Below are 13,821 nucleotides of genomic sequence, written 5' to 3'. Positions count from 1 at the left end.
AATACCACAACGCTCAGCTAAACGGCATTGCGCGATGAGAGAATCTCCATACCAGTACCCCAGCCAACGTCGACGCGGAGCGACCGAGCATTACAGGGAGTTTATGGAGAACGAAGATGTATCCCTAGTTCGCTACGCCTATTAGAGGGCTGCGAGGCGATGTACTAGCACACATGCGGCACCTAGTCGGTTCGACGAGTAAGGCCACATTCGAGCCGGCACATCTGGTCAGGTGCTGAGTTGGAAGCCCGAATCATCTACCTCACAGGTTGAGATCGCTGGAGGAATCGAGTGAGTGACATCGACCGCAGCATCGACGGCGTCGCTAAGACGATCGCCGAGGTACTGGAGAAGAAGAAATACTCCATCGATTATTACCAGCGGGAGTACAAGTGGGAGTCCAAGCAGATGGCCGAACTCGTGGCCGATCTCACCACGAAGTTCCTCGAACTCTACGAGCCTGACCATGCACGCAGGGACGTCGCAAAATACCGCGGCTACTACCTTGGATCGATCATCGTCTCCCAAAAGGGCAGCCAGCCTTTCATCGTCGATGGCCAACAGCGCCTGACCAGCTTGACACTCCTGCTCACTTATCTGCGACGGCTGCAGCAAAACCGTGGGGACGTGGTCGACATCGACCAGTTGATCTTCTCTGAGAAGTTCGGCGAGAAATCCTTCAACCTCGACGTTCCTGACCGCAAGGACTGCATGGAGTCGCTTTTCGAGCACGGCGAATACGAACCTCCACTAGACGCGCCGGAGTCGGTCCACACTTTGGTGGGACGGTACACCGAGTTGGACGGACTCTTTCCTGAAGAGCTGAAAAGCCGCGCGCTGCCGTTCTTCATCGACTGGCTCAAGGATCGGGTTCAACTCGTTCAGATCACTGCCTACACCGATGAGGACGCCTACGCGATCTTCGAAACGATGAACGACCGTGGCCTCAAGCTCGCCCCATCCGACATGCTCAAAGGCTATCTGCTGGCCAACATGGAGGACGGTGAGCCGCGCACCAAGGCCAACGACCTTTGGCGCAAGCGGCTCCGGGCCCTGAATGAGCGTACCGAGGACGCCGGCTCGGACTTCCTCAAGACGTGGCTGCGCAGTCAGTACTCCACCAAGATCCGTGAGCGCAGGAAGGGCGCACGTCCGGAGGATTGGGATCGCATCGGCACCGAGTTCCATCGTTGGCTGCGCGGCGCTCACGAGAAAATCGGTTTGAATTCCCGCACAGACTTCTACCGTTTCGTTACCCGGGACTTCGACTTCTACAGCCACCAGTATGAGCGGATCCTTGAAGCGTTGTCAGGCACCCTTCACCCCGACAGCCCACGACGGTACATCCGCTACAACGCTGACCTGGGATTCACACTGCAGGACCAACTGCTGCTTGCACCATTGCGAGTCGAAGACAGCCAGCAGACCATCGAACAGAAGCTGGAGATCGTCGGCAGGTTTACCGACATTCTACTCGCCTGGCGCATCTGGAACTTTCGCGCCACTGCCTACTCGACGATGCAGTACGCCATGTTTAATGTCATGCGCGACATCCGTAGCTTGAGCGTCGACGAGTTGGCGAAGACGCTTCGCGACTACCTGCACAAGATCGACGAGACTTTCGACAGTAACGACGACCTATATGTTCACCAGCAAAATCGCGGTCAGCTCCACAAGATTCTCGCACGAATCACCGACTACATTGCCGTCAATTCTGGCCAGGCGTCCCTATACATCGAACTGACCAACGGCACGAAGGTGAAGCACGAGGTCGAACATATCTGGGCCGACCGCTACGAGCGCCATACTAATGAGTTTACACACGAGGCCGACTTTGCTCGCCACCGAAATCGCATCGGAGACCTACTGTTGCTCCCCAAGCAGTTTAATGCGAGCTACCGTGACGACCCTTATGAGCAGAAGCTGCCCCACTACTACGGGCAGAACATCCTCGCAGCCAGCCTCAATGAGCTGAGCTACCAAAAGAACCCCGGCTTCGTCTCTTTTATCAAGTCCAGTGGACTACCGTTCAGGCCATACGAGGAGTTCAAGGTTGCCGACGTCATCGAGCGAGGCAACCTGTACCGCGAGATCGCTAAGAAGGTCTGGAACCCCGACGACCTCCTCGCCGTTGCGAAGGGCAACGGCTGATTCGGCTCATCCGGCCTTCCCTGGTTATTGCTTCATTCCTTAAACGATCCTTTTGCAGCAGCATTTTTGGCACTCTGATCGAGGTATGATCAGTCGCAGCGTGGTTCCTGAGTCAAGAGGCCCCTGTAGGACGGTTACTCTTTCACAACCCCGTCCGCACTAGTGGCGTTCTCCTTGATCATCAGATCCGCCGTTAATTGGACACTCCCGGCCGATGGACCGAGGTCCGCCGCTACACGGGCCTGGAATTCCTGGCCAAAGCCCGACCGCGCGTGGTCGACGGCACCACACCCGACCCCGAGATCGACAACCGAGAGCTCACCGCCTAACCTGTAGAAACAGGATCACGCGGAGATCAACTCTTACACCACTCCGCTGGACGTGACCCAGGCGCCCAGGTCCGCCGCAGTGATTCTACTTGCGGCCACGCCTGCTCTTTCCAGACCTGCACGGCATGATCGTCGCGTTCGATGGCGCGGCGTCCGGGGGCCTGCACCGACCACCCGTTGCGGCGCAGCAGCAGCGACACCCCCGGCAGGGTGTAGTCGATCCCGAACAGCCGGCGGATCAGCCCGGCCACCCGGCCCAGCGTCCACCGCTGATCATCGGCATCGCCGTGCGCAGCCGGCCCGTGGTTCAGCTAGGCCGCCAACCGCGCGAAGGCCGCATCGTCCAGCCGCGGCCGCCGGTGCGAGCCCCTGGACCGCAGCGCCTCGGCCCCGCCCTCGCGCCAGGTCCGCCGCCATTTCTCCACCTGCCGAAGCCCGACCCGCAGCCGTAGCTGCGCGACAGCACCGTCCGGCCCCGGTGCGACAGCAGCACCACTCCGGAGAACTTGTCCTCGGCGGCCAGCTTCGCGATGTACCGGTCGTAGGCGCCGCCGGGACGGATGTCCGGCGGGATCGGGCCGAGCTGTGCACCTCTGCCGGTTCGTGCCGTGGCCACCTCGCCCAGCAGCGGCGTGACCGCGGTGGCACCGGCCACCACGGCAGCGCCCCGCAACAGTGAACGCCGGTCCGTTCCTCCGTCATCAGTCCGAGGTTTCCCAGCCACGGCCTTCTCCTTCCGTGGTGATCATTCGCTGCAGACTTTGTAGCGACTGAGGAGTCACAGCACAGTGCCAAAAGCTGTGACCCGGCTGTGACACGGGTCTGCGGCCAGAATCGGGGTTGCCGACTCCACGGTGGCCTCCGAAGCCGGCGGCGGTTGCGACGGTCTTTGAGCTGACACGTCCCTTAGAGGCACCCCATCAGCAGCAGTGCACCGCAGCTTCGGATGCCGCACGCAACGGCGTACCCGGCCGGTCTGCTGCTCCACGTGGCGATCGCCGCCCGCCGTGGGGATCTGCCCGACGAGATCTGGTGGGACTTGGAGAGCGCCGTCTTCGGCCACTTGCCCCACCGCAGGCGCGGCCATGACGCAAGCGGCCTTCCCGACACCGTCTGCCGGTACGGGGTCCGGTTCCCGGACGGCGCCAAGGCCGCCACGGTCGCCGACGACCCCGTCGTCTCCGACGCCGAGCCGTCCGGGCCCGTCCGCACCTCGGCGGGCGGCGGAGGCGGCAGCGGCTCGGAGGACACCCTCGAATCCACCATGGACCTCTGGCCGTGGCCGCTGCCGCCCGAGCCCTTCGACTTCGTGGTGGAATGGCCGGTCGCCGGGCTGCCCGAGACCGGATGCGGCTGGACGGCGCGCGACTCGCCGCCACGGCGTCCGAGGCCCGGCTTCTCTGGCCGGCGGCTCAGCCGAGCCCCGCGTAGCGGCGGCACGCGTCACGGTCCGATAGCGCCACAGAACCCCCCGACCAGCCCCACGGCTCCTCTTGTCGGAGAAGGCCCGTTAGTCGGCTATGGGCTCTCCCTCCCAAGAAGGTTGCGCGTCGCATCAAGCGCATCGTGCGTCCTGGCTCGGAAGCGCGCCCGTGTCCCCTAGCCCGACACCCTCACCGTCGCCCAGCGGGGCGCCGTCGAGCGCACGGCCGCCCGCCGCGGTGTTCGCGACGCGGCGATCATCGCGGTGCCGCTGGACGCCCTGGGGTCCGGGTGGAAATGCGCCCGCCTGGAGCTGGAGGACGTCGCCATCACCGTCCGTACCGGCACCGTGCGTCTGCACGGCAAGGGCGACGAGGTCCGTACCGTCCCTCTGCCTGTGTCTCCGGCACCACACAGGCCGTCCTGCCGTCGGCAAGGCCGCGGGTATCGCCGGCCTGCGGCCGCACGGGCTGCGCCACATCTTCGCTACCCGTCTCCGGCATGGCGGCGACGAACCGCCCAGGTCCAAGCATCGCTCGCTCATCTCTGGACATCTCCGCGCGGTACCTCAGAGCCGGGACCGCCGAGACCGCTGCCGGCGAGCGAGTCTTCTGCTCGACACCATCCTCTTCGGCGGCCACGGCCGTCCTCTCCCCTCGGTGCGTGGCGTCGGTCAGAGCACGGATTCTGCGGTTGGCGCGCTGTCGGGCGATGGCCGACCGCGTCGGCGCGTCGGGTCTGCCCGCCTCAGCTCACTCCGCAGCGCGGCGAGGGACACGGCTCCAACGAGGACGGTCCCGTCCGGAAACCGGAAGACCGGGACTCGCGGGCCGGACGTGCCAGCGGACCGCGGACGTTCGGCGCGGGGCCTCTCGCCCCCCTTCTCGCTGTTCCACCGGGCGCCGGTCGCGGACGCCAGGCCCCGCAGCACGGTCGCGTCAGCAATATCCAGACCGTCTGTGAAGTACGCGCGGTACAGGCGGGCGGTCATCGCCTCGGCGGTGCCGTGCGCGGCCGCCAGCGCGATGAGCCGGTGGGCGTGGGCGGTGTGGGCGGGCACGATCCGATCGAGGTTCACCACCAGGCCATCGGCCGCCGCTGCCCGTGCGATCTGCGCGGCCAGCGCGGCGGGGCCGGGCTGGAGACGGTCGCGGCTCGGCGGCGTTCCCGCTGACGAGACCGCGGTCCGGTACGGCCTGAAGATGACTTCCAGTTCGCCGCCACCTGCCCGGTGCTCCTCGGCGGCCCGCTGGAAGCGGGCGTAGCCGAGCGCCGACCACAGGCAGGCGATGTCGTGGGTGAACTCAACTTTCATGGGTTCGTCCTTAACTGGCGGCACGGATCGTTCCGTGCCGCCTCAGCATGCCCGCCGTCGCAGCTCGCGTCAATACGGAACGTTCCGTGCCGTCTGAGGGTTATGCTGTCCGCATGTCACCCAGACGTCCTGAGCGCCGAAGTGAAGAGGCCGCCAACGCCGTCATCAAGGCCGCCATGGACCTGTGCCAGGAGGTCGGGTACAGCAAACTCAGCATCGAGGGCATCGCCGCCCGCGCCGGCGTCGGTAAGAACACGATCTACCGATGGTGGCCGTCCAAGGCCGCCGTGCTTCTGGACGGCCTACTGTCCACATGGAAGATGGACGCGACCTTCCCCGATACCGGTGACTTCATCGCCGATATCAAGACACAGATGGCTGCAGCTTCTCGCATCCTCGGCGACCCGCACGTCTTTCCGCATTACCGCGCACTGATCGGCGAAGCCCAACACGACCCCGACCTCCACCGGGCCCTGTGGGACAACTTCATCGGACACCTGGCGGGCGCCGCCGCCGAACGCATCCGCACAGCGCAGCGCGAAGGCCAGGTCCGCTCCGACGCCGACCCGGTCCTCGTCACCGAACTGCTCTATGGCGCCGCCTATTACCGCCGACTGCTCACCCCGCGCATAGCCGACACCGACCACATCAACGCCATCGTCGACCTCGCATTCACCGGCCTCGCCCCGTCGGCCGGCACACCCACCTGACGTAGGGGGCAGGGCCGGCGACCACTCGGACCTGATAGCTGGAGGCGGCCCGGCTAGCGTCGGCAGCCGACCATCTGTCGGCCTGGAAGGCTTCGGCGATTACGGCACGTGCGGCGGCCTTGGCCGCGGCGGCGGTGGCACCCGGGGCACGGTGGCCCCCGCCGTGCCGATTGGAGAGATCAGCCTTCTTGCGCGGGTCACTGGGCGGCTCGCAGACTTGGCGGTCATCAGAACTCCTGCCGTCCAGAAATGACTACATTCTGGACCCGCTAACGGGCGAATACTTCTTGTGCGTGCGGTACTCGGCGGCCGGACCGCGATTCTGTCCCTCTTCGGTGCGATGGGCGGAAAAGGTTCAGGGCCGTCAGACCTGTTGGTCTGACGGCCCTGTTCGGCGGGTTCATGGTCAGGCTTTGTTGAAGGTGTGCTTGGCCCACAGGTAGGAGAGGGCGGCGATGCCGGTGCACCATGCGGTGGCGATTGCGGCGTTGTTGCCGATGGGGGTGCCGAGCAGGAGTCCGCGGATGGTTTCCATGATGGGGGTGAAGGGCTGGTATTCGGCGAACCAGCGCAGGAGGGTGGGCATGGAGTCGGTGGGGACGAAGCCGCTGCCCAGGAAGGGCAGCAGGATCAGGGGCATGGGTGCGTTGCTGGCGGACTCGGGGGTCTGGGCTTTGAGGCCGAGGGCGACCGCGAGCCAGGTGATGGCCAGGGCGAACAGGGTGAGCAGGCCGGCGGCGGCGAGCCATTCGACGGGGGTGGCGTTGGGGTTGAAGTCGATGGCCAGGGCGACGCCGAGCAGGGCGGCGATGCCGAGCAGTTGCTGGATGACGGCGCCGACGACGTGGCCGGTCAGGACCGAGGCGCGGGAGATCCGCATGGTGCGGAAGCGGGCGATGATGCCTTCGGTCATGTCGGTGGCGACCATGACGGCGGTTCCGGTGGCGGCGGTGGCCACGGCCATGAGCAGGATGCCGGGCAGGACGTAGTTGACGTAGGTGTCGCGGCCGCCGCCGATGCCGGCGCCGAGGGTGCCGCCGAAGACGTAGACGAACAGCAGTAGCAGGATGACGGGGGTGATGACCAGCTGGATGGTCATGGAGGGGTAGCGGATCAGGCGTTTGAGCTGGCGGCGGACCATGGTGGAGGAGTCGCGCACGGCCAGAGAGAGGGTGAGAGTGCTCATCAGAGGGCCTCGGCGTTCTGGTCGGTGTTCTGGCCGGTGTGCTGGCCGGTGTGCTGGCCGGTGTGCTGGCCGGTGTTCTGGCCGGTGTTCTGGCCGGTGAGGGTGAGGAAGACGTCGTCGAGGTCGGGGGTGTGGATGCTGAGGTCGGCCGGTTCGATGCCGGCGGTGTCCAGCCGGGTGAGCAGTTGGCGTAGTGAGGCGACACCGACGTCGGAGGGGACCTGCAGGGTGAGCCGGTCGTCGTCGGCCGGGTCCAGGAAGCCCTGGCCGAGCGTGTCGAGGGCGGTCTTGAGTGAGTCGTCGTCGGTGAACCGCAGGGAGACGTGGCCGCCGGGGATGAGGCGTTTGAGTTCTTCGGAGGTGCCTTGGGCGATCAGGCGTCCGTGGTCCAGCAGGGCGATCTGGTCGGCGAGTTCGTCGGCTTCTTCCAGGTACTGGGTGGTCAGGAAGATGGTGACGCCGGCGGTGACCAGGTCGCGGATGATCTGGTACATGGCGCGGCGGCTGCGCGGGTCCAGGCCGGTGGTGGGCTCGTCCAGGAAGATCAGGCGGGGGTCGCCGACCAGGGTCATCGCCAGGTCCAGACGGCGCTGCATGCCGCCGGAGTAGGTGGAGGCGGGCTTGCCGGCCGCCTCCACCAGGTCGAACCGCTCCAGCAGTTCGGCGGCCTTGCTCCTGCCGTCCTTACGCGACAGGTGGTGCAGGTCGGCCATCAGCAGCAGGTTCTCCTGGCCGGTGAGCAGCTTGTCGACCGCCGAGTACTGCCCGGTCACCCCGATCGCGCCACGCACGTCGTCGGCCTGCCGGTCCAGATCGAACCCGGCGACCTGGACGGTGCCGCCGTCGGCGCGGATCAGGGTGGACAGGATCTGCACGGTGGTGGTCTTGCCGGCGCCGTTGGGGCCGAGCAGGGAGAAGACGGAGCCTTCGGGGACGGCCAGGTCGACACCGTCGAGCACGACCTTCTCGCCTTTCTTGTCGGGGTAGGTCTTGCGCAGCCCGTTCGCTGCGATGGCCAGGTTCGTCATGATGGATGCTCCTCGGGGGGCTGGGGGTCGGGGGGCTGGGGGTCGGGGCCTGCTGGTCAGAGGCTGCGGGCGGTGATGTCGCCCTGGGAGGTGGTGGCGCGGATGTCCAGTTCGGCGGCGCCGTCGTTCTTCAAGCTGTTGGTGATGCGGCCGTAGGAGGTGCCGGCATCCAGCGAGGATGAAACTCCGGTGGCGGCGGAGATGGTGATGTCGCCGGACTGGGTGTTCAGCACGACCTGGCCGCCCATGGCCTCGGCGATGGTGATGTCGCCCCGTGCGGTGCTGATCTGGGCGGGGCCGCGCAGCCGTCCGACCTCGACGTCACCGTCGGTCGCGGTGAGATGGACGCTCTCGGCCTCGTCGATCTTGATCTGGCGGTAGGCGCCGTCGAACGCGACGTCACCCAGGCGCCCGACGGCCCGCAGTTCGGTGGCGGTCGCCTGGGCCTCGACCCGGGAACCGGCGGGCAGCTTGACCGTCACCTCCACGCTGCCGGACGGGCCGAGGATCTGGTTGCCCGCCGCGGCCACCACCCGCAGCACCCCGTCGCCGTAGTCGACGGTGGTCTGCTCGGCGGCCTTCACGTCGCGGCTCTTGGCGGGGTTGGCGGGCCGGACCTCGACCGCGGTGTCGGTGCGGTCGGCGGCGATGACCTGGATCCGGCCGGCGGGCAGGGCGAAGGTCGCGGTGATCGGGGCGGGGGTGGCGAAGGTGTTCATCGTGTGCTCCTTGTGCTTGCGGCTCGTTGTTTCGAACACTGGAAAAGCTACGTTGCTTTCCAGTTTCACACAACAAGATCTTTGCCCTAGACCGCTATCTATGCAGGTAGAAGCACTATAATCATTGCAACGGTCTGTCGTTTAACGCAACAATGAGAGCATCTTCCGTTGCAATGTGTTGAAGGTGAACGCTATGGTCGAGGTGTCGAGCAACACCGAGCAGCACCTACGGCGGCACCCGTGGGGCAGGAAAGGGGTCGTGATGCCGGGAGGCAGGCTCACCCAGCAGGAGCGCCAGCAGATCGCGGCCGGGCTGGCCGACGGCCTGGCCTACGCCGAGATCGCCCGACGTCTCGACCGTCCGACCTCCACGATCACGCGTGAGGTGATGCGCAACGGCGGCCCCACCGGCTACCGCGCAGAACTGGCCCACCGCGCCACACAGCAGCGCACCCAACGGCGCAGGCAGCCCACCCCCAGGGGATCACAGGCGGCGGCGCAGCCCTACGGACGCGACGCCCAGGCCGTACAGGAGTACGAAGAGACCCTCACCACCGTCATGATGACCTCGGGCCTGCCCAAGATGATGTCCCGGGTGCTGGCCTGCCTTTACACCACCGACAGCGGCAGCCTCACCGCCTCCGAGCTCGCCCAACGACTCCAAGTCAGCCCGGCGTCCATCTCCAAAGCGATCACCTTCCTGGAGAGCATGGAACTGGTCCGCCGGGAAAGCGACGCACGCCGCCGCGACCGCTATGTCGTCGACGACGACCTGTGGTACCAGTCGATGATCCGCAGCGCCCGCGACAACGACCAGTTCGTCGAGACCGCGCGCCAAGGCGTCGCCGTTCTGGGCGCCGGCACCCCGGCAGCCACCCGCCTGGAGAACGCCGCCCGCTTCCTCGACTTCGTCGGCGAAAGCATCATCCGCGCCGCCGAACAGGCCCGCGAGGTCCTCTACACCACCACCGACACGACCTCAGCCGACACGACCTCAGCCGACGCGACGACGGGCAACACGACCTCAGGCGACACGGCCGAGCCAAGTTCAGATCGCGGATAGACAGTCGTCTCGATGGTCACAGCCATGGGACGAAGCCGGATGTGTACCCTTCAACCCCCTCTTCGGCTGAGCGCGGGAGACTGGCCATGCACCGCTCCGTCCCTGTCCTGACCGTCCTCGCGTTCGGTGGAGCACTACTGCTCGGCGGCTGCCAGTACTCCTCCTACACCTGCCACCACCACCGGTGCCATGTGACCGTTTCCGGCGCCGGCCAGAAACTGGAGGTGGGCGGCACCACCGTCACGGTCTCGCAGATCTCAAGCCAGGGGATGACGGTGGCCGCCGACGGTTCCGCACCGACGGCGATCGGCGTCGGGCAGAGCATCCACCTCGGCCATGTCACGATCAAAGTGACGTCCGCCGACCACGACAAGGTCAAGTTCGACATCGAAGGAACCTCGATCAGGCAGCCGACAGTGATGTAACCGGGAACGAAGACGTCGACGCGGTCCCACCGACAGACGCCGACCGCCCAGGCCAGACCACTCGGGACACCGGGCCCTTGGCCCGGCACACTCCAGCACTCGGCCGGGACCCATGACCACACCGGATCTCTACGCGGCGCTGGCCCGCCCCCCGCACAGGACGACCTGCGCACTGTCCTGCACAGCGGCGGACCTCCTCCAGAGCCGCGAAGGCCGGATGGGGGCGGGCCCCCATCCGGCCTTCGTGCGGGTCAGCCGGTGTGGCGGGTCTGGTCGGGGACGTTGAAGCCGTTGACGCGGACGTCGGGCTTGGCGGACGTGGCGGAGTAGCGGGCGGTGAGGGTCTGCTGCTCGCCGGGCCAGAGCGTGACGTCGTTGTCGCTCCAGCGGATCGGCAGCACCTGCTTGCCGCCGGCGAACAGGTCGGCCCGGGTGAACAGGGCCGGGGTGCCGCCGTTGCCGACGTTGCGGACGGTCACGCTCGTCACCATCTCGCGGCCCTCGCGGCGGGTGGTGACCTGGACCTTGATGTCGGCGGGCTTGAGGGCGCGCAGGCCGGTCAGGTCGGCGTAGCCGTCCTTCTGGAAGACCGCGAACCCGTTGGACGGGGTGTACTGGCCGGGCGCGTGCGTCTTCGGCCAGTCGACCTGGTCGGCCTTCGTCGACAGCCAGTACACGTTGCGGCTGACGACCTCGGTGCCACGGGTGAGGGTGAGCTTCTCGAAGTAGGTCTTGGAGATCCCTGCCGGGACCTTCGGGTGCAGGACGGTCCGGACGTCCTGGCTGCCCAGCGCCCCGACGGGCGCGGTGGCCGTGGCGCGGACCTTGCCGTTGATGTCGATGATCTGCGCGGTGGCGCGCAGGCCGTCCTGGCGGGCGCCGGTCAGGTTGGCGACCTTGATGGAGCCGTCGTCGTAGGAGTACATGACGTGCACGGGCTCGTTGGCCTTCTTCGCGCCGAAGTAGACGCCCGGCTGGTCGAAGTCGGAGCCGTACATGCTCCACTGCAGCGACGGCCACGCCTTGTTCAGCATCCAGTAGATGATCCCGGTGCTGGGGTTCGCCTTGTCGGTGGAGTTGCCGATGTACGACTCGAACTGCGCGCGCGTCACCTCGTACTCGCCGAGCTGGACGGTCTTCTGGTACGAACCGGCGTCCTTCCAGGGGCCGTATCGGTGCCACAGCGGGGTGTTGTAGACGCCCATCCGGGACAGGCGCGTGTAGTCGGCGTAGAAGAACGTGTGGTACATGTCCTGGCCGGCGGTTTGGCCCTGGGCGGTCGCCGGGTCCCAGATCTTCTTCTGCTCGTCCGGGGTAAGGAAGCGGTTCAGTGAGTCCTGCGTCGGGATGGTGTTGCCGGTGCTGACCTCGGTGTCGAACCCCCAGGCGCTGCCGGTCATGCTGAGCGTCGGGTCATTGGTGTTGACGGTCTCTCGCCTGTTGTTCCAGAGGGCGTTGGGCGGGAAGTAGTTGTAGCCGCCCTCCTTGGTGCCTGCCGGGCCGAGCTTGGGCGACGACTTGTACTCCGCCGCGGCGACCTGCGGGAGCCGGAAGTCGGCCTGCGCGAACGCCTTCAGGTAGAGGGCCTCCTTCTCCGGGTCGGGCGCGTCGTCGCTGCCTTGGAAGAAGGTGAAGACGCTCGGGTGGTCGCGGAGCCGCTCCGCCATCGTGCCCGCCTGGTTGGACGCGTTGGCCTTGACGTCGTCCGACCAGGTCGACGACTTGCTCTCCCAGAGGGCACAGCACTGCCAGCCCGGCATGGCGAGGACGCCGGCCCGGTCGAGTCGGGCGAACATGTCGTCGGGCGGGAAGTTGCCCTCGAACCGGACCGCGTTCAGGCCCATGTTCCGGATGTAGGAGATCTGGTCGGAGACGTTGGACGGGGAGTAGCGCAGGAAGAGGTCCGGCGACCAGCCGGCGCCGCGGATGATCAGCGGCTTGCCGTTGATGATGAACTGCCGGTAGCCGTCCTTGCCGTGGGTCTTGCCGGGGACGGGCTTGGTGAGCCGCGACGTCACCGTCCGGATGCCGAAGTCCTCGGCGGCGCTGCTGGAGACGGTCCCGCCCACGGACGCGTCCAGCGCGAGGTGGTACATCGGCTGGTCGCCCATCTGGTAGGGCCACCACACGGCCGGGTGCTTCAGGTGCAGGCCGGGGCAGTCCGCCTTGGTGATCGCAACGGTGCGGGTCGTGTGCGCGGGCACCGTGACCGTGGCCTTGCAGGCGACGCGGGTGGAGCCGTGCGACACCGTGCCGGACACGACCACCCGCTGCGTCGATCCGGTGTTGTTGCGCACGTCGGCCTTGACGGTCAGGTCGGCGGTGGACAGGTCGGCGGCGTCGTCCTGCAGCACGTGCGCGTTGCGGACCGAGACCGGGCCCTCCTGGACGATCTGCGGCGCGTACTGCAGCCCGGTGTTCTGGTCGGGCGCCATCGGGTTCCAGTCGACCTGGTTCTGGGTCAGATACCGCATGGGCGTGTCGAACTTGGTGATGTCCTCGTCGTTGCGGGAGACGTCGAGCGCGATGGCGTTCGCCCCGTCCCGGACGTAGGGCGTGATGTCGTATTCCAGCCGGGTGTACGAGCCCTGGAGCTGCGCGCCTGCCGCGATCCTCTTCCCGTTGATCCAGAGGTCGGCCTTGCCGGAGACGCCGTTCATCACCAGTGACGTGCGGCCGCCTTTCCGGGGGTGGACGGTGATCTGCTCGCGGTACCACCAGTTCACGTCGAACTGCTTGGCCGGCACCTTCGCCATGTTGTCGTTGTGGAAGATGTTCGGGTACCGGCCGTTCTCCAGCAGACCCGCCATCAGCGTCTCGGGCCGGGACAGCGGCAGCCAGCCCTTCGTCGAATAGTCCGGCTTGGAGATCTCAGCGCCGGTGTCGCGGGTGTCGGCGGAGGACCGGATCGCCCAGCCGGAGGTCAGCTCCGTGGTCCCGGAGGACCGGATCCTCTGCACGGCGGGCCGGTGCCCGGCGAAGGCGTGGGCCGGCACCGCGGGGGCCAACGTCCCGCCGAGGGCGAGCAAGGCGCACAGCGCCGTCGTTCGAGTCCTGGACCCGCTCATGTGTCCATCCCTCCTTCGTGCGGCCGGAGCCGGGCGCTTCCCGGCGGCCGATGCCACCAATGCTCGGACCGGGGGCACCCGGCGGGCCGTAGGGCCAGGACGTCAATGGGGGTAGTGCTAAGCCCACTTCACGGTGAGGACGGTGGCGTTTAGGAGCCGCCTGGTCTCGGGACGCCCGCGCACTGCGTCGGCCGCCCCCAGGAGTTCACTATGTCGCCGCCGTCAAGAGCGCAGGCATCACAGTGATGAAGAGCGATTCTGGACGTCCAGCGCCGCGGCGCAGGGCGTCGCGAATTGCGTCACCGACTACAAACAACTGATGCGGCCGCAGATCTCATCAGCGCGGGATCGCCGTTTCGGGGCGGGTGCAGCCGACAACAGGCGCAGCGGCCTCGGATGACGATC

Annotated in this window: 12 protein-coding genes; 5 read left to right on the top strand and 7 right to left on the bottom strand. The window is 66.7% G+C overall.

The annotated features are described in order from the left end of the window. Positions 1–291: 291 nt before the first annotated feature. Positions 292–2,151 carry a DUF262 domain-containing protein gene (locus tag ACQPXG_RS05150; protein WP_433466457.1) on the top strand — a complete coding sequence of 620 codons (1,860 nt, stop codon included), beginning with the start codon at positions 292–294 and terminating at the stop codon, positions 2,149–2,151. A 355-nt stretch (positions 2,152–2,506) separates the two neighbouring features. On the opposite strand, the gene ACQPXG_RS05145 is transcribed toward ACQPXG_RS05150, so the two are convergent. Both ACQPXG_RS05145 and ACQPXG_RS05140 read right to left on the bottom strand, forming a co-directional pair. Next, positions 2,507–2,791 (bottom strand): helix-turn-helix domain-containing protein, encoded by a 285-nt coding sequence (locus ACQPXG_RS05145; RefSeq protein WP_433469899.1) that lies wholly within the window; start codon positions 2,789–2,791, stop codon positions 2,507–2,509. Continuing rightward, positions 2,788–3,153 carry a hypothetical protein gene (locus tag ACQPXG_RS05140; RefSeq protein ID WP_433466456.1) on the bottom strand — a complete coding sequence of 122 codons (366 nt, stop codon included), beginning with the start codon at positions 3,151–3,153 and terminating at the stop codon, positions 2,788–2,790. The genes ACQPXG_RS05145 and ACQPXG_RS05140 overlap by 4 nt, the downstream gene beginning before the upstream one ends. 273 nt (positions 3,154–3,426) lie before the next feature. Between ACQPXG_RS05140 and ACQPXG_RS05135 the strand changes: the two genes are divergently transcribed. Further along, the gene (locus tag ACQPXG_RS05135; protein WP_433466455.1) at positions 3,427–4,083 is read left to right on the top strand and encodes a hypothetical protein; all 657 of its coding nucleotides are present in this window, start codon (positions 3,427–3,429) and stop codon (positions 4,081–4,083) included. A gap of 492 nt (positions 4,084–4,575) precedes the next feature. Here ACQPXG_RS05135 and ACQPXG_RS05130 read toward each other — a convergent pair whose 3' ends face one another. Then, complete coding sequence (locus tag ACQPXG_RS05130; RefSeq protein ID WP_433466454.1) at positions 4,576–5,217, bottom strand: DsbA family oxidoreductase; 642 nt, start codon at positions 5,215–5,217, stop codon at positions 4,576–4,578. Between the two features lie 113 nt (positions 5,218–5,330). Here ACQPXG_RS05130 and ACQPXG_RS05125 point away from each other — a divergent pair, with 113 nt between their 5' ends. Continuing rightward, positions 5,331–5,927, top strand: a complete 597-nt coding sequence (locus tag ACQPXG_RS05125) for a TetR/AcrR family transcriptional regulator (RefSeq protein ID WP_433466453.1) — start codon at positions 5,331–5,333, stop codon at positions 5,925–5,927. A 406-nt stretch (positions 5,928–6,333) separates the two neighbouring features. Here the strand turns inward: ACQPXG_RS05125 and ACQPXG_RS05120 are convergent, their stop codons facing one another. The 3 genes from ACQPXG_RS05120 to ACQPXG_RS05110 are packed head-to-tail and all read right to left on the bottom strand — an operon-like array spanning position 6,334 to position 8,860. Beyond that, entirely contained in the window at positions 6,334–7,113 is a 780-nt protein-coding gene (locus ACQPXG_RS05120; RefSeq protein ID WP_433466452.1) for an ABC transporter permease, read from the bottom strand. Then, a complete protein-coding gene (locus tag ACQPXG_RS05115) occupies positions 7,113–8,141 on the bottom strand; it encodes an ATP-binding cassette domain-containing protein (RefSeq protein WP_433466451.1) in 1,029 nt (342 codons plus the stop codon). The genes ACQPXG_RS05120 and ACQPXG_RS05115 overlap by 1 nt, the downstream gene beginning before the upstream one ends. Before the next feature lie 56 nt (positions 8,142–8,197). After that, positions 8,198–8,860: a DUF4097 family beta strand repeat-containing protein gene (locus ACQPXG_RS05110; protein ID WP_433466450.1), complete on the bottom strand. Its 663-nt coding sequence runs from the start codon at positions 8,858–8,860 to the stop codon at positions 8,198–8,200. A 262-nt stretch (positions 8,861–9,122) separates the two neighbouring features. On the opposite strand from ACQPXG_RS05110, the gene ACQPXG_RS05105 reads away from it, so the two are divergent. After that, entirely contained in the window at positions 9,123–9,923 is an 801-nt protein-coding gene (locus ACQPXG_RS05105) for a helix-turn-helix domain-containing protein (RefSeq protein ID WP_433469898.1), read from the top strand. Positions 9,924–10,009: 86 nt separating this feature from the next. Further along, entirely contained in the window at positions 10,010–10,348 is a 339-nt protein-coding gene (locus tag ACQPXG_RS05100) for a hypothetical protein (protein ID WP_433466449.1), read from the top strand. Positions 10,349–10,599: 251 nt separating this feature from the next. On the opposite strand, the gene ACQPXG_RS05095 is transcribed toward ACQPXG_RS05100, so the two are convergent. Then, positions 10,600–13,416, bottom strand: coding sequence for a glycosyl hydrolase 2 galactose-binding domain-containing protein (locus ACQPXG_RS05095; protein WP_433466448.1), 2,817 nt, complete (start codon positions 13,414–13,416; stop codon positions 10,600–10,602). Positions 13,417–13,821 lie beyond the last annotated feature (405 nt).

It is taken from the genome of Spirillospora sp. CA-128828 (genome assembly GCF_050945415.1).
Taxonomy (GTDB): Bacteria; Actinomycetota; Actinomycetes; order Streptosporangiales; family Streptosporangiaceae; genus Spirillospora.
This window is presented reverse-complemented; position numbering and strand designations above follow the sequence as displayed.

What these genes read in the sequence shown, in the direction of transcription:
- ACQPXG_RS05135 (WP_433466455.1), top strand. Translation starts at nt 3,427, where the DNA reads ATGCCGCACGCAACGGCGTACCCGGCCGGTCTGCTGCTCCACGTGGCG.
- ACQPXG_RS05130 (WP_433466454.1), bottom strand. Translation starts at nt 5,217, where the DNA reads ATGAAAGTTGAGTTCACCCACGACATCGCCTGCCTGTGGTCGGCGCTC.
- ACQPXG_RS05125 (WP_433466453.1), top strand. Translation starts at nt 5,331, where the DNA reads ATGTCACCCAGACGTCCTGAGCGCCGAAGTGAAGAGGCCGCCAACGCC.
- ACQPXG_RS05120 (WP_433466452.1), bottom strand. Translation starts at nt 7,113, where the DNA reads ATGAGCACTCTCACCCTCTCTCTGGCCGTGCGCGACTCCTCCACCATG.
- ACQPXG_RS05115 (WP_433466451.1), bottom strand. Translation starts at nt 8,141, where the DNA reads ATGACGAACCTGGCCATCGCAGCGAACGGGCTGCGCAAGACCTACCCC.
- ACQPXG_RS05110 (WP_433466450.1), bottom strand. Translation starts at nt 8,860, where the DNA reads ATGAACACCTTCGCCACCCCCGCCCCGATCACCGCGACCTTCGCCCTG.
- ACQPXG_RS05105 (WP_433469898.1), top strand. Translation starts at nt 9,123, where the DNA reads ATGCCGGGAGGCAGGCTCACCCAGCAGGAGCGCCAGCAGATCGCGGCC.
- ACQPXG_RS05100 (WP_433466449.1), top strand. Translation starts at nt 10,010, where the DNA reads ATGCACCGCTCCGTCCCTGTCCTGACCGTCCTCGCGTTCGGTGGAGCA.
- ACQPXG_RS05095 (WP_433466448.1), bottom strand. Translation starts at nt 13,416, where the DNA reads ATGAGCGGGTCCAGGACTCGAACGACGGCGCTGTGCGCCTTGCTCGCC.